The organism is Streptomyces sp. NPDC012794 (genome assembly GCF_042901085.1).
GTDB lineage: Bacteria > Actinomycetota > Actinomycetes > Streptomycetales > Streptomycetaceae > Streptomyces.
In genome coordinates, this window is the sequence record NZ_JBIBCI010000005.1 from 443,462 (window position 1) to 460,707 (window position 17,246).

General features: G+C 68.1%; 30 protein-coding genes. 5 read left to right on the plus strand and 25 right to left on the minus strand.

Features of this window, described 5'->3' with window-relative positions:
- Positions 1-3 precede the first annotated feature (3 nt).
- The 6 genes from ACFY7H_RS12990 to ACFY7H_RS13015 form a co-directional block, all read right to left on the minus strand.
- Entirely contained in the window at positions 4-1,746 is a 1,743-nt protein-coding gene (locus ACFY7H_RS12990) for a terminase large subunit (protein WP_388937332.1), read from the minus strand.
- On the minus strand, positions 1,715-2,170 hold the full coding sequence (locus tag ACFY7H_RS12995; RefSeq protein WP_388937335.1) for a phage terminase small subunit P27 family: 456 nt from the start codon (positions 2,168-2,170) through the stop codon (positions 1,715-1,717). The genes ACFY7H_RS12990 and ACFY7H_RS12995 overlap by 32 nt, the downstream gene beginning before the upstream one ends.
- A 92-nt stretch (positions 2,171-2,262) precedes the next feature.
- The gene (locus ACFY7H_RS13000) at positions 2,263-2,523 is read right to left on the minus strand and encodes an HNH endonuclease (RefSeq protein ID WP_388937337.1); all 261 of its coding nucleotides are present in this window, start codon (positions 2,521-2,523) and stop codon (positions 2,263-2,265) included.
- A gap of 224 nt (positions 2,524-2,747) precedes the next feature.
- Positions 2,748-3,440 carry an SGNH/GDSL hydrolase family protein gene (locus tag ACFY7H_RS13005; protein ID WP_388937341.1) on the minus strand — a complete coding sequence of 231 codons (693 nt, stop codon included), beginning with the start codon at positions 3,438-3,440 and terminating at the stop codon, positions 2,748-2,750.
- The gene (locus ACFY7H_RS13010) at positions 3,440-5,305 is read right to left on the minus strand and encodes a hypothetical protein (RefSeq protein ID WP_388937343.1); all 1,866 of its coding nucleotides are present in this window, start codon (positions 5,303-5,305) and stop codon (positions 3,440-3,442) included. The genes ACFY7H_RS13005 and ACFY7H_RS13010 overlap by 1 nt, the downstream gene beginning before the upstream one ends.
- Before the next feature lie 18 nt (positions 5,306-5,323).
- The gene (locus ACFY7H_RS13015; protein WP_388937346.1) at positions 5,324-5,569 is read right to left on the minus strand and encodes a hypothetical protein; all 246 of its coding nucleotides are present in this window, start codon (positions 5,567-5,569) and stop codon (positions 5,324-5,326) included.
- Between the two features lie 138 nt (positions 5,570-5,707).
- Between ACFY7H_RS13015 and ACFY7H_RS13020 the strand changes: the two genes are divergently transcribed.
- Both ACFY7H_RS13020 and ACFY7H_RS13025 read left to right on the plus strand, forming a co-directional pair.
- Positions 5,708-6,025: a DUF6221 family protein gene (locus tag ACFY7H_RS13020; protein ID WP_388937349.1), complete on the plus strand. Its 318-nt coding sequence runs from the start codon at positions 5,708-5,710 to the stop codon at positions 6,023-6,025.
- A 41-nt stretch (positions 6,026-6,066) separates the two neighbouring features.
- A complete protein-coding gene (locus tag ACFY7H_RS13025; RefSeq protein WP_388937351.1) occupies positions 6,067-6,258 on the plus strand; it encodes a hypothetical protein in 192 nt (63 codons plus the stop codon).
- A gap of 1 nt (position 6,259) precedes the next feature.
- Here the strand turns inward: ACFY7H_RS13025 and ACFY7H_RS13030 are convergent, their stop codons facing one another.
- From ACFY7H_RS13030 to ACFY7H_RS13120, 19 genes are all read right to left on the minus strand, one after another.
- Positions 6,260-6,415 (minus strand): hypothetical protein, encoded by a 156-nt coding sequence (locus ACFY7H_RS13030; RefSeq protein WP_388937353.1) that lies wholly within the window; start codon positions 6,413-6,415, stop codon positions 6,260-6,262.
- Positions 6,408-6,680, minus strand: a complete 273-nt coding sequence (locus ACFY7H_RS13035) for a hypothetical protein (RefSeq protein ID WP_388937356.1) — start codon at positions 6,678-6,680, stop codon at positions 6,408-6,410. Before ACFY7H_RS13035 ends, ACFY7H_RS13030 begins: the two co-directional genes overlap by 8 nt.
- 14 nt (positions 6,681-6,694) lie before the next feature.
- On the minus strand, positions 6,695-7,198 hold the full coding sequence (locus ACFY7H_RS13040) for a hypothetical protein (RefSeq protein ID WP_388937359.1): 504 nt from the start codon (positions 7,196-7,198) through the stop codon (positions 6,695-6,697).
- A complete protein-coding gene (locus ACFY7H_RS13045; protein ID WP_388937362.1) occupies positions 7,195-7,380 on the minus strand; it encodes a hypothetical protein in 186 nt (61 codons plus the stop codon). The genes ACFY7H_RS13040 and ACFY7H_RS13045 overlap by 4 nt, the downstream gene beginning before the upstream one ends.
- Positions 7,380-7,832, minus strand: a complete 453-nt coding sequence (locus tag ACFY7H_RS13050) for a hypothetical protein (RefSeq protein ID WP_388937365.1) — start codon at positions 7,830-7,832, stop codon at positions 7,380-7,382. The genes ACFY7H_RS13045 and ACFY7H_RS13050 overlap by 1 nt, the downstream gene beginning before the upstream one ends.
- A 209-nt stretch (positions 7,833-8,041) precedes the next feature.
- Positions 8,042-10,081 (minus strand): FtsK/SpoIIIE domain-containing protein, encoded by a 2,040-nt coding sequence (locus ACFY7H_RS13055; RefSeq protein ID WP_388937367.1) that lies wholly within the window; start codon positions 10,079-10,081, stop codon positions 8,042-8,044.
- A 5-nt stretch (positions 10,082-10,086) separates the two neighbouring features.
- Complete coding sequence (locus ACFY7H_RS13060) at positions 10,087-11,313, minus strand: hypothetical protein (RefSeq protein ID WP_388937370.1); 1,227 nt, start codon at positions 11,311-11,313, stop codon at positions 10,087-10,089.
- Positions 11,314-11,331: 18 nt separating this feature from the next.
- The gene (locus tag ACFY7H_RS13065; protein ID WP_388937372.1) at positions 11,332-11,523 is read right to left on the minus strand and encodes a hypothetical protein; all 192 of its coding nucleotides are present in this window, start codon (positions 11,521-11,523) and stop codon (positions 11,332-11,334) included.
- Complete coding sequence (locus tag ACFY7H_RS13070) at positions 11,523-11,711, minus strand: hypothetical protein (protein ID WP_388937374.1); 189 nt, start codon at positions 11,709-11,711, stop codon at positions 11,523-11,525. The genes ACFY7H_RS13065 and ACFY7H_RS13070 overlap by 1 nt, the downstream gene beginning before the upstream one ends.
- A 191-nt stretch (positions 11,712-11,902) precedes the next feature.
- Positions 11,903-12,064, minus strand: a complete 162-nt coding sequence (locus ACFY7H_RS13075; protein ID WP_388937376.1) for a hypothetical protein — start codon at positions 12,062-12,064, stop codon at positions 11,903-11,905.
- A gap of 72 nt (positions 12,065-12,136) precedes the next feature.
- Positions 12,137-12,337, minus strand: coding sequence for a hypothetical protein (locus ACFY7H_RS13080; RefSeq protein ID WP_388937378.1), 201 nt, complete (start codon positions 12,335-12,337; stop codon positions 12,137-12,139).
- Between the two features lie 8 nt (positions 12,338-12,345).
- Positions 12,346-12,897 (minus strand): DUF6919 domain-containing protein, encoded by a 552-nt coding sequence (locus ACFY7H_RS13085; RefSeq protein WP_388937381.1) that lies wholly within the window; start codon positions 12,895-12,897, stop codon positions 12,346-12,348.
- Positions 12,897-13,118 carry a hypothetical protein gene (locus ACFY7H_RS13090; protein ID WP_388937383.1) on the minus strand — a complete coding sequence of 74 codons (222 nt, stop codon included), beginning with the start codon at positions 13,116-13,118 and terminating at the stop codon, positions 12,897-12,899. Before ACFY7H_RS13090 ends, ACFY7H_RS13085 begins: the two co-directional genes overlap by 1 nt.
- Before the next feature lie 21 nt (positions 13,119-13,139).
- Positions 13,140-13,325 (minus strand): hypothetical protein, encoded by a 186-nt coding sequence (locus tag ACFY7H_RS13095; RefSeq protein ID WP_388937385.1) that lies wholly within the window; start codon positions 13,323-13,325, stop codon positions 13,140-13,142.
- A 31-nt stretch (positions 13,326-13,356) separates the two neighbouring features.
- A complete protein-coding gene (locus ACFY7H_RS13100) occupies positions 13,357-13,746 on the minus strand; it encodes a hypothetical protein (RefSeq protein ID WP_388937387.1) in 390 nt (129 codons plus the stop codon).
- Positions 13,747-13,786: 40 nt separating this feature from the next.
- On the minus strand, positions 13,787-13,972 hold the full coding sequence (locus ACFY7H_RS13105) for a hypothetical protein (RefSeq protein WP_388937390.1): 186 nt from the start codon (positions 13,970-13,972) through the stop codon (positions 13,787-13,789).
- A 156-nt stretch (positions 13,973-14,128) separates the two neighbouring features.
- Complete coding sequence (locus tag ACFY7H_RS13110) at positions 14,129-14,287, minus strand: hypothetical protein (protein ID WP_388937392.1); 159 nt, start codon at positions 14,285-14,287, stop codon at positions 14,129-14,131.
- Complete coding sequence (locus tag ACFY7H_RS13115; RefSeq protein ID WP_388937394.1) at positions 14,287-14,691, minus strand: HNH endonuclease signature motif containing protein; 405 nt, start codon at positions 14,689-14,691, stop codon at positions 14,287-14,289. Before ACFY7H_RS13115 ends, ACFY7H_RS13110 begins: the two co-directional genes overlap by 1 nt.
- Before the next feature lie 31 nt (positions 14,692-14,722).
- The gene (locus ACFY7H_RS13120) at positions 14,723-14,968 is read right to left on the minus strand and encodes a helix-turn-helix domain-containing protein (protein WP_388937396.1); all 246 of its coding nucleotides are present in this window, start codon (positions 14,966-14,968) and stop codon (positions 14,723-14,725) included.
- 162 nt (positions 14,969-15,130) lie between these two features.
- On the opposite strand from ACFY7H_RS13120, the gene ACFY7H_RS13125 reads away from it, so the two are divergent.
- The 3 genes from ACFY7H_RS13125 (at position 15,131) to ACFY7H_RS13135 (ending at position 17,081) form a co-directional block, all read left to right on the plus strand.
- Entirely contained in the window at positions 15,131-15,676 is a 546-nt protein-coding gene (locus ACFY7H_RS13125; protein WP_388937399.1) for a UTRA domain-containing protein, read from the plus strand.
- 3 nt (positions 15,677-15,679) lie between these two features.
- On the plus strand, positions 15,680-16,453 hold the full coding sequence (locus ACFY7H_RS13130; RefSeq protein WP_388937402.1) for a GntR family transcriptional regulator: 774 nt from the start codon (positions 15,680-15,682) through the stop codon (positions 16,451-16,453).
- A 262-nt stretch (positions 16,454-16,715) separates the two neighbouring features.
- A complete protein-coding gene (locus ACFY7H_RS13135; RefSeq protein WP_388937404.1) occupies positions 16,716-17,081 on the plus strand; it encodes a DUF6907 domain-containing protein in 366 nt (121 codons plus the stop codon).
- Positions 17,082-17,246 lie beyond the last annotated feature (165 nt).

Sequence of the window (17,246 nt, forward strand, 5' to 3'; positions counted from 1 at the left end):
CTGTCACAGGACCATCAGGTCGCCGTCGTCGTAAGCGCTCTTCACGGGTGCCTCGCGGGTCATGGCTTCAGACAGGGCCGTCACCAGAGCGGACACCGCATCGATCTTCTCGGCGCTTCGGGCCTTGTCCGGCTTCACGTTGCCGGACGAATCCATCGCCACAGCCAAGTTGTCGACCATCCATGTCACCGCTGGATTGCCGCCATGTCGGAGCTGAGGCGCCTGAGGTGTTCCCTTCAGCAGCAGGCGCTGTAGTTCCTTCAAGGGCGGCGACATCGTCACAACGCCCTGTCTGACCTTCACCATCGGCGCCTGCGACTCGGCCAGGTCATTGGTCAACGGCACTGCTGACCAGGGGTCATAGCCGATCGACCGGACATCGAAGGCGTCCATGTCCCGCTCAATCTGCACCTTGATGAAGTCGTAGTCGGCAACGTTGCCGGGCGTGGCGACGAGTAGGCCCTCGCGGACCCAGACCGACGCCGCGCCTGCGGTCCGCTGGTCAAGCTTCTCGACGTTGTCCTCCGGCGTCCACAGCCGCCACAAGGCGTCGAACCCGCCGCGCTCGTCATCCGGAAAGAGCCAGCACAGCGCACACAGGTCAGATGTCGCCGCCAAATCGAGCCCGCCATAGGCCTCACGCCCCGCCAGTTGCACCTCATCGACCATCCCGGCATTGGCATGCCACGACTCCATCGTCAGGAACTTCGTCTCCTGCTTCGTCCGGCGGCCGAGGTGCAGCCGCAAGAACTTGGCCAGGTCAGCCGGCGACTGTTTCGCCTCATCCGACTTGGCCTGCAGGTACGAGCGGGTCGGAGAGACGCCGTAGCCCGGGTTGGCCTTCCGCCAGGTTGCCTCGACGTGCGGGTCGTCCTCACGCTCGGCCGCCCACACCACGCCGTACACCGACGGTGCCACGAACACCCGGCGGGCCAACTGCTCGACCCGCTTGCGCTTGCGGTCGTACACGCTCTCCCGCTTGCCCGAGTCCGCTGTCGTGATGATGACGACCAGCGGCTGACGACGCGAGCCCGTACCCGTCTCGATAGTCTCCACCAGTTCCGGCGTCTTGTGTTCATGCAGCTCGTCGACGATCGCGCAGTGGATGTTCGCGCCGTGCTGGGCGCCGGCCACGGAAGCGATGGGCTTGAAGTAGGAGCCGGACCGCTTGTGAAGGATCTTGTCCTTCAGTGGCAGAACGTGCTTCTTGAGCGCGGGCGCCGCCTCGGCGAGCTTGCGGACTGGCTCGAAGACGAAGCCGGCCTGCTCCTTCGTCGTCGCCGCGGTGATGACCTGCGCACCCTGCTCGCCATCCGCACACGTCATGTAGATCGCGAGGCCGCCGGCCAGCGTGGACTTGCCGTTCTTGCGGGGCACGTCCACGTACAGCTCACGGACGATCCGCACATACGACTGGGCGTCCTCGTCCCAGCGGACCCAGCCGAAGACCGGCGCCAGGATGTAGGCCACCTGCCACGGGTCCGGCTTCAGCGGCTGGCCCGCCCACTGCCCCTGGGTGTGACGGAGCAGGCTGAACGCGTGGATCACCTTGTCCACGCGGTCCGGGTCGAAAACCGCACCCGGAGCGTCGCCAGGAGAAGGTGTCTGGATCAGGGGCGGACAGTCGGGGATCGGGAAGCCGCGGTCCTCGAGATACCAGGCGACCTCAGGCGACAGCCGAAGCCGCTCCAGATCCAGGCCTGCACGCGCCTGCTTACGCGAACGGGTTGTCGTCCTCGTTGCCATCGTCGGCCCCCCTCGCGAGGGCCTGCTCCGACGAAGGGGTCAGGCCGAAGTGGGCGGCGAAACTGCGCAGCTCACGGCCGGCGTTGCGGGCGATCCCCACGGCCGGATGGGGAAGCATCCCCTGTTTCGCTTCGATGGTCAGCCCGTCCCGGTGCTGCTGGCGTATGGCATCCACGAACGTAGACCACGTCTCGCAATACGCCGCGAGGACGGCGCGGTCCTCCTCCTTCAGGATGTCGAGCCGGGTCAGGCCGGGCACCACCCGGCGCCACTCGGAAGCCGCTTCCTCGGACAGCCAGTCCGGTGGCTCTGGAGCGATGCGCCGGAAGGCCGGGCCAGGGTTGACCGGCCGGCCTGCCGTATCCGTGCCGGGCGAACGCCCCTTGATCAGCTTGAGGGCGGCCGGCTGGGCTATGCGGGCCATGATCAAGACCCCCTATCGCCAGATCTGTGCAGCGGTGTTTTTCACTGACCGCGGCGGGCCCCCTGACCTGGGGTTTTGGGATTTCGACTCCCCTACCCCCTGGCCCGGCGCCTGGTCTGGTTTTTGATCCTGTTGGCTTCGGCGGCTTCCGCCTTGGACTTGATCGCATGGCAGTCTGCACAGATCAGGCCCAGGTTCTCCAGGTCTCGTGTTGCTCCACCTTGACTAATCGGCCGCTTGTGCTCGAGGTCGTAGGTCTCGCCCTCGTCGCGTTCTCGGCCGCACACGTAGCACGTGTCGTTGTCGCGAGCGATGACGCGCTTCTTCAGTGAGCGCATCGTGCCCGAGCTCATCCCGTAGCGATCCTGCTTGCGCGCTCGGTTCGCCCACGCTGCAGGCTGATGCTCCTCGCATCGACCTCTTCCGATGGCGAGCGCCTTGCAGCCCACCGTGCTGCATCTGGATGGTGGTGATGTCGGCACAGGCGTCACCACCTTCGGTTCTCTGTCCGGGCAACTGACCTACCCCGCCTTTGGGCGAGGGGCCAGACGTAAGGGGGCGGGGCTACCGGGGGGGGCTACCTGAGGGGTGGGGGGTCTTCGCACCCCGGGGGTGTCTGACGCATCGCCTGGGCCAGGGGGGTACTGAATACCGCGGCCAGCCGTTGGTAGCCCCCATCGTTGGGGTGCAGCTGGTCTGTCATCTGTTCCCCGTTGAGGGCCGGCGGCTCAACGTAGACGTAGTCACGCCCATACCCGCCTATGCGGTCGTTGAATGCACGCACGCGCGCTTGCAGGCCGGCCGTGGTCGGTATGAGGCCCTGCACCAGGATGACGGTGCGGGGTGCGTCGTCGTGGATGCGATGGATGAGGGCGAGCATCCGGTCGGCTGCCTGCGCGGGCATCGGCCCGCGGGCCAGGTCATTGATTCCTGCGTGGAGGAGGATAACGTCAGGCCGGGCATGGGCCAGCCATACCTCGACGCTGTCCGCGATCTGGTCGATGAGGTATCCGCTGTGGCCCTCATGGTCGGGGTCGACGAGCGGCCCGTCCTTCTGGCTGCCGACGAAGTCCACATTCACGCCGACTCGTCGCAGGGACTCCTCAAGTGGCAGTCGGTAGCCGCCGCCTGTGGTGCTGCCGACGCCTTGGGTGATGCTGTCGCCGAGCGGCATGATCCGAATGGCGGGCCTCGCCGTGTCGGATGTCGTCGGGCAGGGCGTCACCGCGGTGGGCACGCATCCGACGAGTCCGATCAGCGAGGCCGTCATCAGGAGACGCCGTACCACTGGGAACCCCAGCCGGTATTGATGATCGTCGTGACCTGGCTTGCCATGGTCAGCGTGCCGGGTAGCGACGTCTGCCCGGTCAGCATGTTGCTGTAGCGGAGGTTGGGCGCGGTCAGGTTCGCGTTAACGCTGATGCCGGCGCCCGTCGCCTTGAAGTGCAACGAGTTCGTCGTCCAGGTGCCGTTGAGCAGCATCGCGATGTAGTAGAACCCAGGCGGCGCCGTGAATGGGGCGGTCAGAGGCAGTGCCTTAGCGACGGCCCCCGTCATGAAGCTCGACGAGATGTCCGCCGTGGCCCCCATCAGGGTGCCGGCCGCGTTGTAGACGCCGAGGTAGCAGTTGGAGAGGCTGGCCCCGGCGTCGATCCCGGAGAGCCCTAGCCAGATGTTGGACCAGGTGATCTGCTCGCGGATCGGAATGCGGACCAGCGTGATGCGGCCGGCGACACCACCTGAGGATTGGGCGGTGACGTGCCCGGCGTCGTTGGGGTCTCCCGTCCAAGTGATCAGGCCTTGGTCGCTGGGCTGGGGCCCGTACTGGCCGACGGTGGAGCTGTTGGTGATCAAGCCGACGGTGGCGAGCGCGGACAGGAGGCTGGCGAGCGCGGCCCCGTCGGACTGGGTTCCGGTGACGGTCTGCCGGGTGACCGGGGCTGCGCCGTGGAAGCCAAGCTTGTTGGCGGCCCCGTCCAGTGTGTGCCGTGTCGTGCCGTAGAGGGCGTCCACGAACTCGACCTGGCCCGCGATCTGTGAGGCGAGACCATTGGAGGCGAAGCGCAGGTAGCTGTACTGGGTGCCGTTGAACCCGGTGCCGGACCAGTTGGAGAGGATCATGTCGGCGCCGGTGGCTTCGAAGTCGAGCGCGCTGCCACCGCGGCGGAACCGGTAGCCCTTGGCGAAGTCCGAGATGGTCAGGTCCCCGCCGGAGACGACGGCATTGCCGGCCACCTGAAGGCCGGACAGCCAGGCAGTGCCGCCCTCGATGGCGGCGACCCGCGTGAGGGCGTCGTTGACGAATCCATCGAGGCTGCTGAGCGCGACCTGGGTGGCGAACTTGTTGTCCGCCCAAGCCCGGTCGCCGTGCGGGTCGAGGGCGTCCTTGTGGGCGGTCACTTTCGCGGTAGCGCCGGTGGCCGTCTCGAGGGCGCTGGTGTCGGTGATGCCGTGGACCGTAGTCGTGTCGGCTTCGTGGGCGGACAGGGCCGATGCCGCGGCTGTGGTGGCCGCGTTCTGTGCGGCTGTCGCCTTGGCCTGCGCGCCGGCCTGGGTCTCGAGCAGCGCGGTGTCCGCGATGCCGTGCACGGCGGTGGTGTTGGCCTCATGAGCGGACAGAGCAGCCGCCGCTGCCGTGCGGTCGCCGTGTGGGTCTGTGGCTGCGGCGTGCGCCGCTACGGCGGTCGAGGCCGTCCCCGACGGGTCCGCACCGACGTCCGCGGCGGAAAGGACGACCGTGCCCGTCTCGCCGTTGACCGATGTGACCGCGCTGCCGCCGACCGGTCCGCCGTTGGGGGCTGGGACGGGCGCGAGGTCGTCGAAGTGCACGGTTCCCGTGCCGGTGATGTTGGCGTAGAAGGCGATTCGCGTGCCGCCCGTGGGCTGCAGGTCGAGATACCAGCGCCACCCGGCGGGCTCAACACCGGATGCGTCGCAAGGCAGCAGGACGACCGAGAAGCTGCCGTCAGCATCGAAGGCGACCGAGCCGCCACCGGGGTAGACGGCGTTGCGTCCAGCATCGACCAGGTAGGTGGACGGCTTGCAGACGAGCCGGCCTGTGAAGGGGGCGCCAGCGACTGCGGACGGGACTGTGCCAACGAGGGTGACGGTCGGGGTTCCGACGGGGAAGGCCATGAGGCACCTCCTCGTCGATCAGGCGGCTTTGGGGGTTCTCTGGGGCATGGGCCGGTAGGAGGCGGCGCGCTCCTTGATCTCAGGAAGGGCGTACATCGTCTTGTGTTCACGCCCATTGCCCGAGTACTCGCCGGGCCGGCCATGGAAGCGCCGGATCTTGCCTCGGCGTGCCCATTGCCGGATGACCGTGCCTGGAACCCCTGTGGCTTCGCTGGCCTCGTTCTCGAAGACGAGGTCGTCGGGGTACAGCTCGTGCAGTTCCATACCACCCCCAGGAACACGAAAAGCCCCCAGCGAGGATGGGGGCTTAGAGGATGCGGACACACGAGTATCTCGCTGAGGGCACTGTGACATATGCCAGATCGTGACGTCAAGGAAGATGGAGCCGCGCCACAATGAGGCATGGATGACCTGCTGCGGTTTCTCCGCTCACGCCTCGACGACGATCGCCTCAACGCCCATTCCATAGCGGGCGCCCTGGCTCGGAATGCCGACTCACTTGACCTGCACCCAGGGCGGGCCGCGGCGCACGCCCAGGAGAGGGTGACCGCAGCCCAGGCCCGCATTCGGCTCCTTGAGGAAACGATCGTCCCATACCTGTGGGTAGACGGACGCGCGGGCCGGCTGGCGGAACTCCAGCTGCGGCTGATGGCGTTTGAGTTCACGGCGCACCGGGACTACCGGACGGAGTGGGCCCCCGATTCGGCGAACCCGGTCTGATCTGCACCGCCAGAGACCCCCATGCCCGGCACACTGTGCACATGGGGGTCTCTGGCGTCTCGTACATGGTCCGTGGTCGTACCGAGCAGGAGTGTCAGCGGGAGCTGGACCGGCTGTGCGAGCTGCTGGGCGCGGTACCGACAACGGCACCGATGCAGGCGTCCGGGCCAGGGTGGATGGCACGTGCGGTCAAGGAGGCGGCCCCGGCCGGTGAGGGCCAGGGCCGCGAGTAGGTCAGTCTTCGCAGTCGCAGTACTCGAACAGCTGGCGGCAGTCGTCGCATCGGGGACAGTCACAGCCGCACGCGTGGCCGGCGCCGCAGTGGCACTGGCACATGCCCTCGCCGCAGGGCTCGTTGTAGTCCATGAGGGTCTCCTTCAGCTCAGACATCGACGTGCGGGTGTTCGCGCCGGTAGGCGGTGATGCACCGTCCGCAGAGGTCGCCGACGTCGCCGTCGAGCGACATGTACAGGTGTTGGCCGCAGTAGTAGCCGCCACAGCTGGTCTCGCTGCCTCCGGGTTCTGTGCCGCAGAGGCAGCCGAGGCCGCGGTCGATCTCAGCCCTGCAGCCGGGCTCCTCGCAGGTGGCGGTGACGCCGTAGCCGGCTTCAATCTGCTGGCCGTTGCGCCAAATCTTGTAGTGCGCGTATCCCATGACGCCTCCTGGGGTTAGATGCCGTTCTTGTCAGCATGGCGGGCAGCTCGGTCGAGAAGTCCGAGTACGGGCGTCTGGTTGGTCTGCGCTTCGTTCCAGGCGGCAACCGACTGGACCTCGGGCTGCTCGGCGCGGATCTGGCCGAGGAGGACATCTGCGGCGCCGTCGGCGAGCGGGCCTTCGCCGCCGGCGGCGGTGCGGATGGCGCCAAGGAGGCACATGGCCCCGCCGGTCTCCCGCAGCCACCGCCGAGACCAGCCCGCCTCGGCGATCAGGTGGCCGGCGGTCTCGAGGACCTGTGCGACGGGGCTGGTGTGGGTGGGCCGCCAGGCCGGGATGATCGGGGCGCCAAGGTCGACGTCCGGGATCGGGTGGCCGGCCAGAGTGACGGCGATGCTGACGCCTCCGCTGGCGAGCCGCTCATCCATAGCCAGGTGGCTGAGGGCGAGCCGGTCGTCGATGGTGAGGGTGGGGGCAGCCGCCCGCGTGGGGGCGGCTGCTGCGCAGGTGGCGGTCACTTGGGCTGACCCTTCCCGTCACCGCGGCACTTGTCGCACTGGACGCAGCCGCGTTCGCCACCGAAGACCCACCACAGCCGACCTTTGCCGCCGCACTTGACGCACTTCCCGAGGAGGCGGGCACGGGTAGGTCCGAGGTTGCTGTTCTGCTTGATCCACTGCTCGTCGGTGAGCTTGTCCATCACCACCACCCCTTGCGGACGCCGGACTTCCTGTCTGCCTTGGCCCGGTCGCGCGCCTCCCAGCCGAGACGCCGCATCTCCATTTCGCCGTCCTGCAGGTTCCCCTTGAACTCCTGGCCGCGGCCGATGCCGTACAGGCCCTCGTCGCGGCAGTCGGGGCCAGGATCGGAGACGTGGGGGATGCCGGCGGGCGGCGCGTCGTAGATGGTTCCGTCACCGAGGCTGAAGAGGCTCTCGAGGGTGGTGGTGGGCGACTTGTCGAAGATCCATCCGCCGAGGAGGGGGTGCTCTCCGGTGCAGGTGTGCGCGACCCAGTAGCGGGGGTGGTTCCACAGCGCGGAGTTGCCGGCGTACTCGGGGGTGCGGACGATGTAGATCGTCTTGCCCCTGCCCAGCCAGCGATTGAGATCCTTCCAGTCGCCGCGCTTCCTGCTACTCCAGCTCTTGCTCATGACGGTCTCCTTCATGGTGGGTTTGCGGTGGTTTGCACTCTGCTCGAGGGCGTGCTCGGTCTGCTCCGGTGCAGGTCAGGGGTTGCTCGCTGTCGGATCGGGGCTGCTCGACGGTCGGCGCGAGCAGTTGGCGAGCGACTCCCGATCGGGCGCTGACCTGCGGTGAAGCAGGCCGCGCAGCGCCCGATCAGGGGGATGATCGGGGCATATCAGGCGTTGGCGAGCGTCTCGCGCTTGTAGCCGCGGGGGTTCTGCATGCCGTCGGTGGGGCCAATCCCACTGGGGTCGGGGACGCCCGCCGCACGCATCTGAGCCTTCAGCTCGTCCGCGCCCAGGTGGAGCGCCGCGGCCAGGGTCTCGGTGCGGATCCGGTCGATTCCCCGCTCATCCATCACCGCCAGGGCCTCGGCGACGATCAGGTGGATGGCGGCCTGAGTCGCGGAGCGGCCTGGCACCCCGTCGTTCTTCGGGCCACCGGCGGCCGAGGACAGCCTGGTCGCGTTCAGGAGGTACTGCTCGATCGGGTCGTCCCACTGCCCGGCCAGGCGACCGGCAGCCGCGCGGATGCGCGCGGCATGCTCCATGAGCTGCGTGACCTCTCCGCGCTCGTCCTCGTCCAGGTCGAAGGATCGGGCAAGGTCGGTGATGCCAGCGAAGGGGTTGGCCATCCAGCCGAGGCCGGGACGGGGCGGATCGAACTTGCTGGCGTCCCGCCCGGTGCTGGACTGGCCGTCGCCAAGGATTGTGTTGGACTGGCTTGCGCTGTCCACCTTCATGGCCCACTTGGTCAGGCAGTTCATGGAGAGACGGCTGGGCACGACGTCGACCTGCGGCAGCTGTGTGGTGAGGACCAGAAGGATTCCGGCACCTGCGGATACCGCGGCTAGGTTCATGAGCTTTTCCAGGAGCTCGTCTCGGTCTTCGTGACTGTTCTTGGCGGTGAAGGTCGCCAGCTCGTCGATGACGACGAGTTCGATCCCGCCGAGCTGGTTGATCGTTGCGGGCACCATCTTGGACTTCCCGAGCTTGCCGAGGATCTTGTTGCGACGATCCATGTCGGCGAGCAGGGCGTCAATGAGGGCGAGGAGGCGCTTCGGGTTGGGCTTGAAGTAGGTGCTCGCGACGCCCGCCTTGGCGTAGGCGTCGAACTCGCCGTTCTCCTTGCCTGCCGCGAGGCGCAGGTTGATCCGGGCGTCGAGGGCGGCGCCAGCCATGAGGTTGGCCATGCCGACCCCCTTGCCGGACCGGGTGGTGCCACCGATGAGGAAGTGCGAGTTGCGGATGGGCAGCCGGATGGTGGTGCCGCGCTTGGTCCAGCCGACGGGAGCGCCGTCGGTGAACGCGTCGATGTGCTGGGGGTTGGCGAGGAGCGGATTGGGGCGGGGCGCCTCGAACGGATCGGTGGTGGAGGTCCATAGGCTGGCGCGGCCGGCATTGCCGGGCACCTTGTCGATGTCGACCATGGTGAGGTCTCGCTTGAGGGCGCTGGCAAGTCCTTCGGTCTTCTTGCGGAGTTCGGTGACGGTGCCCGTACCGCCGAGGTCGAAGGTGATCGTTCGGGTGCCGTCGGCGTTCATGGGCGGGTTGTCGATGATGGTGACGTTCGGGTAGCCGAGCTGGGCCAGGATTCGTCGGAGCTCGGGCTCGTCGCTTTCGGCTGCGGGGGCCGCATCATGCTGGCCGTCGACGAGGTGCGAGCCCGGACCACCTGCGGTCACGAACTGGCCCGCGGCGGGGATGCCGGGAGGCTGGTCACAGCCGATGCCGTGACGCAGGCCGTACAGGTAGGCGCCGACTCCGGCGAGGAGGTCGATCCACAGGCTCCCCGTCGCGGTGGCGACCGCGAGCCCGGTTCCGCCGGCCGCTGCCCAGGCCCCGGTGACGCCGGTGTATGTGAGGCGGTGCTTGAGGTACTGCACCCGCCGCTCCCTCACGAGAGCCTTCAGATCACCCTGCCGGTCGGCGGTGGCTTCTCGCAGCGCTGCCCGGGCGGTGGCGATCATCTCCGGGTAGTCGTCGTGGTAGCGGTCGGCCCAGCGGGCGCCGATCCGCCGGTACCCGCGGCCAGCGAGCGGCAGGTACAGCCGGTTGTCCTTCGCGTGGTTCACGGCGGCTCCGAGCCAAGCCGGTCGGGTCGTCTTCTCGACGGTCTTCGACTTCCCGACGACAACACCCTCGAGGGGGGCGGGCGGCTGGACGGGCGTGGGCGGGACGACGGTCAGGTGCGGGTGCTGGGCGGCGGTCGACATCGGACTCATCCCTCCTGGCTCTCGGTAACGGCGTTGCGGATCCGGCGGGCGTAGACGTTGCTGCGGCCGAGAAGCTTGGCGACCTCGCGGGCAGAGAACTTGTCCTCGCCGATGAGGTTGAGGAGCTCGCGAGCCCTATCGATGTGGGCCTGTTCGAGGGGCTCCGTGGCGTCCTTGCGGGGCGCGCGCCCGGATGAACGCTTCCCAAGCCCCCCAAGGGCTGTAGGGGCCTGAGGCGGGCTCTTGGGGCCACGCTTGGCGGAACTCGCGCCGGGGTCGTCATCGCCCTTCGGCCCGCCACTGAGAAGCGAGTCGAGGAAGGTGTCCAGTCCAGCAGCCATGGCCGCCTCGTCGGCGACGGCGCGAGCCTTCGTCGTTGCGGCCTGCGCCTTGCCGCGGTTCTCGTACACCTCGGCGTACATCCCGAGCGGGGCGCCCTTGATGTCCATCCACGCATCAGCCCACGCCTGCTCCGCTTCGACTTTCTCAAAGGGATTCGCCAGCATGATCTCCCGGGCTCGAGCGGCGACTTCCGGGTAGGTCTTCTTGCGCTTCTTCGTGTGCTTGGCACGCGCCTTGTCCTTGGCGCGCTCCTCCTTCGTGCGGCGCGAGGTGCCGTGGCGGCCGATGGACCGCATCTCCCAGTAGCCGGTGCCAGCGAGGGAGACGATGAACAGGACCGCGGCTGGCCAGTAGGCGCGCTCGCCGTCGATCTCCATCGTCCAGCCGTGGGCGGCATTGATAGTCGCGGCAACCAGCGCGCAGGCCCACATGGCGACACGGAACGGACCGGCGGGCCGGCCGTCCTTCGCCGCGCGGACCGTCATGACGGTGGCGGCGCCAGCGCCAAGCTCCAGGACCAGGGCGACCATGAGGGGCAGGCCTGCGAAGATCCGGCCGAAGCCAGCGCCATCGAGTGCGTCGACCTGGAAGGTGATGGCGGCGACCATTCCGATGGCCATGATCGGGAGGACCATCGCGGTGTCGGCGTCGGTGTCAAGCCACTTGGTGACGGCAGCCCGCCGGTCGGCCCACTTCTTTGCCTGCTCGGCCTTGCGGCGCTTGGCTTCGGCCAGGGCCTCGCGTCGCTGCCTCGCCCGCAGATCGTCCCGGGCCTGGGCGTCGGCACGATTCTGCTCCCGCTCCTCCCGGCGGTCCAAGCGGTCCTGCTCGCGGTCCGCCGCCTTGGTCTGGCGCTTCTCGGCGTAGAAGCCGGCCATGTCGCTGCTCACGAGACTGCCCTTCCTTGATCAGGTACGTGTGGGGGTGGGTGGTGCGGGCTGATGCTGTTCGAGGAAGCCCTCGCCGGTGATCGCGACAGCGACCAGCAGGGCGATGGCAAGGCGGGTCAGGAGCGGGGGCTGGAGGCCGGCAATCCAGGCCAGGCCCGCGAGGATCAGGAAGACCCGGGCTTTGTGGATGCCGACCAGCGCGGCGCCCATCAGTCAGCCTCGACATCGATGTAGCGGAAGATCCGCATGGCGGTCTCCTGCCGGTACTCGCCGGACCCGATACACAGCAGGTCGGCCGGGCCCTGGTCGCCAGCGTTGATGGATGCGGCGGCGGCACGGACGTCTTCCTCGGTCGGGCGGACGCCCACGGACTTGGTCTGACGGCGGAAGATGGGCATGGCGAAGCTCCTCGTGTCGCAGGGTGGGGTGGTGGTGCTGGCCGGATTTCCAGGCCGGCCGTGCGAGACGGCCGGCGAGGGCTACAGGTCAGCCGGCGACGAACTTTTCTGCCATCGAGGGCGTATCGCCTGGCTGGGCTGTCCCAGCTCCCTGTGGTTCCGGCTGGGGTGCCAGAACCACAGGCAGCCGGTCAGGAGCGGCGAGCCAGCTCTCGGGTCGCCTCGTCGATGTCCCGCTGAGCCGCAGTGGCGAGCTTCGAGTCGGTAGTGTTCCTGGCGTGCTTCAGGGCAATCTCCGTGACGCTGACAAAGCGCCGCAGTTCCGAGGTGGTCATCGTCTTGAGCTCGGTCATCGTGCCTTCCTGGGCTGGGACTGTCCCGGCTCCCCTCACCGCCCGTGCGAGACGGGCGGATCGGGCAGCCGGTCAGGGCAGGTCGTAGTGCTCGTGCTCCGGGATGGGGCAGTCGGTGCCGGCGTCGCATCGCTCCCAGTCCCGGCCGAGCAACAGCCGGGACGCGTTGTTCGCAACGGCCATGGACACCGATCCCCTCCGGTACCCGGCCGAGACAAAAACGTGCGCGGCCTGGTCGAGCTTGCGGGACACCTTCTTGCCGAGCTTGGACACGGGGTCTCCTAGCGGATCGCGTTGGCGAGGGCGGGCCAGAGGCGGTCGTCACGGCCGTAGGTCAGGTCGATGAGGTGGATGCGGACGCCGTTTTCCTTCAGGTCGCGGATGGCCTGGTGGCCGACGCCTCGCCACTCCCGGACCACGTCGTTGCGGCGCATCCGGAACCCGCCGATGCCGGTGACAGCCCGGCCGTCGCGCGTGGTGAGCTCGTACCCGGCGCGTGGCCACCCGTGGACGACGGTGAACCCCCGGCCCGCAAGGTCCTCCAGGCGGCGAAGGAGCGGGCTGCGCTTGTCGACGACCCCCTCAACCCAGGCCCGCTGCCGCCACCGGACGCCGTCCAGGACCTCATCGCAGGCCGGCTGCGAGCAGGTGGTGACATACCCAGCGCGGTTCGCGGCGGCGAGGACCGGAATCAGGTGGCGGGCACCGTCCGTCTCCTCCTGCCCGAAAGGACCGTGGTAGCCCGGCCAGGACGGGAGTCGCCCCTCCAGCCAGGCGGCCATGTGCTGGCCGAGGTCGGTGATGCTGCGGGCATCCCGCCACACGCTGCCCATCAGGCGGCCGGCTGGCTGCGGAGGGCGTCGAGCTGGTCGACGAGGCCACCACCGTGCTTGGCGTCGAGCTGCTCAGCCCGGCGGCGGACGATCCGCATCCCGTCCCAGTCCCGGGCCAGGGAAGCGGTCAGGTAATCGGCGATGGCAGCGGCGTGAATCGAGGCGAGGGCATCCTCGACAGTGGAGGAGCGGCGGTCCGCGAGGCGGGTGACATTGGACATGACTGGTGGCCCTTTCGCTGGTCAGATGGCGTGGCGGCTGAGGTAGACGAGGATGGTCTCGGGGTGCAGGTCGGCGTCGTCGACCAGGGCGATGGCCTCGTCGTCGCCAGCGTCCAGGCCGTCGGCGATGGCACGGAGACCCCGGGCCATCACCTGCATGTCGAGCGGCCAGAGCGACTGCTTGGGGGTGCGGCTGAAGATGGGCATGACGGCTCCTCGGTGGTCAAGTGGGGAGGGGCTAGCGGGCGGCGGGGTGCCAGGGGCTGACGAGCCACGCGGCCGGCTGGCCGTCGGCGCGGCGCTGGAGGGACCAGCCGCCGTCAGCCTCACGAACGAACAGGGTGCTCGTGATCGCGACGGTGAAGTCGCCGCCGTTGATGCGGTCCCGGAGTTCGGCGACCGCGTCGTAGCCGTCCCAGCTGCAGACGGTCCGGGCGTGGGCGGCCATCGCCGCCAGCGCCCGCCGCAGGGTCAGGTCGGCCCCGACGACGATCAGTTCGCCATCCGTGTCCTCGCCACCCAGGCTGGAGACGAAGAGCCCGTAGTGCTCGGACTCCATGTCGTCGAGGGTCGGGGTGAACGTGACGACGGACGACGGGAAGCTGCTCAACCAGGGGTCGGTAGCCATGACAGTGCTCCTCGGTTGGTCGTGCCGGGAGGGGTGGGGTCTAGCGGGCGGTGACGGTCCAGCCGCGCCCGGTCTGGCGGATGATTCCGCCGGGGGTGTGGAGCTGGCCGCCGACGTTGCCGAGGCCGAGGGCCTCGAGGTCGTCGAGGAGCATCACGATCCGGCCAGCGATGTTCTTGGCCTGCTGCTCGCGGCGCTGGAGCTCTTCGGGGGTTCCGGTGAACATGGCTATGCCCTTCGATTGGCAGTGCCGGGAGGGTTCAGGTGCAGCTGCGGGGGCCATCCGGGCATTCGCGGATGGCGGGGCCGTCCTTGTAGTGGCCGCTGTCTCCGCAGAGCAGGCACCACCAGTCGGGGCTGTAGTCGTCCTCGGCGTCCATGGTCAGCTGCGGTGGGTGTGCTGCTGGCCGGTGCCGAGCTGGCCGAGCTGGGTACGAGCCTCGGCGGCGGCCTGAGCAGCCTCAGCCGGCGGACGATAGTCCTGGCTGCACGCCTGAGGTGTCGCGGGCTGGTCGACGATCGAGTGCTGCTGGTCGGCCATCACGCAGCACCTCGCCTACGCGCCCTGTACCGCAGCGAGGCGGCGTTACGGCACGTCCGACAGCTGCGCCGACCATTCGGCATCACGTAGGTGTTCTCGGGGGTGAACTCGTGCCCGGTTTTGCAGTGCGTGTAGATCTCGTACCTGCGCCGCATGTTCTCGAGGCGGTCAACCGGTTCCAGGTGCTCCGGATTGACGCAGGACACGACGCGACAGAGGTGGTCAATCTCGAGCCCCTCCGGTATGGGGCCGACAAGGGCTTCGTAGATGACCCGATGAGCGCCTGAGCCGCTATAGCGCCCGTAGCCATCCCTCGTCCGCTGGCCACACCAGATCCAGCAGGATCCTGTCTCGCGAATCCGCTCGCGCCAAGGAGCGGGGAGATCGGACAGTCGCCGGTTCACGTGACGCTCCCGAGCTTCTCCGAGGCGGCGCTCATCGGGCCACCCCCGCCTTCGCGTTCTCCACGACCGGACCGCGGCGGAGACGCTCGTCGACCACGTGCTCAGGGATCCGGATCTCTCCGCCGCGCTTCTTGCTGCCCTCCGCGGGCTGCTTGCCGTAGCGGATCGAGTCGAGTTCCCCCTCGCCGACCCAGCGGTAAATCGTCGAAGGGTGCACGTCAAGGGCGGTGGCCGCCTCCTTGACAGAGAGCGTCGGGAGCTTCAGGGGAAGCGCCATCGCGGGCGTCCTCCAATCCGTTTGTCGGGGGCTGGACGTTCTCGACTGTACTGGTTTTTCTAAAAAGCAACAAGCTTCTCGGGACGACCGGAAGCGCAACCTGGCCGCTTATCGTGATGAGCAGCTAGGTTGTGCAGTCAGGAATGATGGACGGAGAGGCATGTGACCAGCAGCAATGAGTGGGTGAGTACCTCGGCCCCCTACATCAGGCCGCGTCCGAAAAACGCCGGTGACGCGTGGGCTGCCGAAGCCGCCTCGCAGGGTTCCGTTGGCCGGCAGGCCCTCACGGCTGCCGGTCGAGAGGCCGCCCCGAGCGTGATCGCCGAAATCCTGGGCATCGCCGCCGGCGAAACGGTGATTGCTCGGCATCGAACCATCTACGCCGACGACGTCCCAGTAGAGCTCGCGGCTACCTATTACCCCCTCGCCGTAGCGGCAGGAACGGCGCTGGCTGAGCCTCGCAAGATCAAGGGTGGTGCCGTCACCCTCCTCGCGGAGCTTGGGTATGCGACCGCTCGAGTGCGGGAGGACATCACTGCGCGCATGCCAACGAGCGAGGAGCGGATGGCCCTTGAACTCGCCAACGACGAGCCGGTGCTCATTCTCGCCAGACTCTCCCTCGACGAGAGCGGCCGCCCTCTCCAAGCAGACCTGATGGTCTCCCCCGCCAAGTTCCGACGACTCCAGTACGAACTGAAGGTGACCTAAGTCGTGCCCGCACTCAACAGAACCCCCAAGGACGCCGTCGACCCGCGGGCGCTCCACGAACGGATTGCAACCGACCTGCGCCGCGAGATCCTGACTGGCGAGCGACGGCCCGGCGAAAAGCTCCCCAGCACCCAGGCGCTGAAGGAGCGCTTCGACGCGTCAAGCGCAACCATCCAGAAGGCCGTTTCGATGCTGAAGGCCGAGGGCCTTGCCTCCGGGAAGGCTGGCTCGTCGGTCACCATCCTGGAGCATCGCCGGGAGGTGATGCATCCGGCGGCCTACTCGAAGCCGGCTGAAGCGGGGCGCCCGTACCGCTGGCTGGAGGAGGCGGAGAAGCGCGGAAAGGTACCGACGATCGAGCTGCTGAACGTGGAAGAGTTGCGTCCTCCGGCCGACGTCGCCGCCGCTCTCGATCTAGGCGCGGACGGGTTGGCAGTGCTTCGCCAGCAGCTGCTGCGACTGGACGGCGAACCCTGCGAGCTCGTGAAGTCCTACTACCCGCTGGAAATCGCACGGGGGACCGGCCTGGCTGAGCGCCGTCGCATCAAGGGCGGGACACCCACACTGCTCAACGAGCTGGGCTTCCCGCCCGTCCGAACAATCGACCTTGTGACGGCAGAGGAGCCGACGCAGGAGGAGTACGCGGCGCTGCAACTACCCAGCCCCATCTCGGTGCTGCGCACCTTCCGCGTCGTACTGAGCAACGACGATCGCCCTATCGAGGCCACGACCATGGCCAAGGCCGGTCACCTCTACGGCCTGCGATACGAGTTCTGACCTACGCCTAAGCGCCCCCTCCTGGCTGGAGGGGGCGCTTTCGCATCTGTTCCGACAGCCCCACTTCCAACCATTCACAAAAAGCGATACGGTCTCTCGTGGCGCCAGTCACACCAGAACTGGGGGCCCTCAGGCCTGAGCGCATTGCCACCTGGCGCCGAAACGCAGAACGGCCGGGCGGTTCGCAGCCGCCCGGCCATGTTCAACCAGCGAGTTCGCAGCTCGCTGATCAAGAGATCCCTACCGTCAAGAAGGAGTTCTCGTGACCACTGTACTGCCCGAGCCCCCGGTCGTCTCTGTGCCGTCCCCCACCCTGCCGGCCGTGGTGTCGCACCCGTCGGCGTGCCCGTCCTGGTGCAAGGACCGCCGTACCCCGCTGGCGCATCACTTCGGCCCGTCGTCGACTGCCCACTGGTCGCCGCTGTACCTGCTGCGGGGTGAGGGGTCGGAGGTGCTGGCACGGGCGGAGCTGGTACGCCTGGACGAGGGTGCCCGCTTCGGCGAGGAGGCCCTGTACATCTCCGGTGAGACGTGCGTGGAATTGTCGCCGGCGGAGGCCGACATCTTCATCGCGCAGGCGCAGGCGTTCGTGGACACGCTGCGGGTGCTGCGACGGCAGATGTCTTGATCCCCGACGCACGAGGCTCCGTCGAGCCGAAGCGTACAAGGGTCCGCCGTCCGTATGGGTGGCGGACCTTTGGCGTGTCCAGAGGGGGGCGTGAGGCCTTGATGTGTGGCGCTGGCCACATCCGTGCCGCCGTAGTCGTGGACAGCCAGCCTCGCGGGCAGTGTG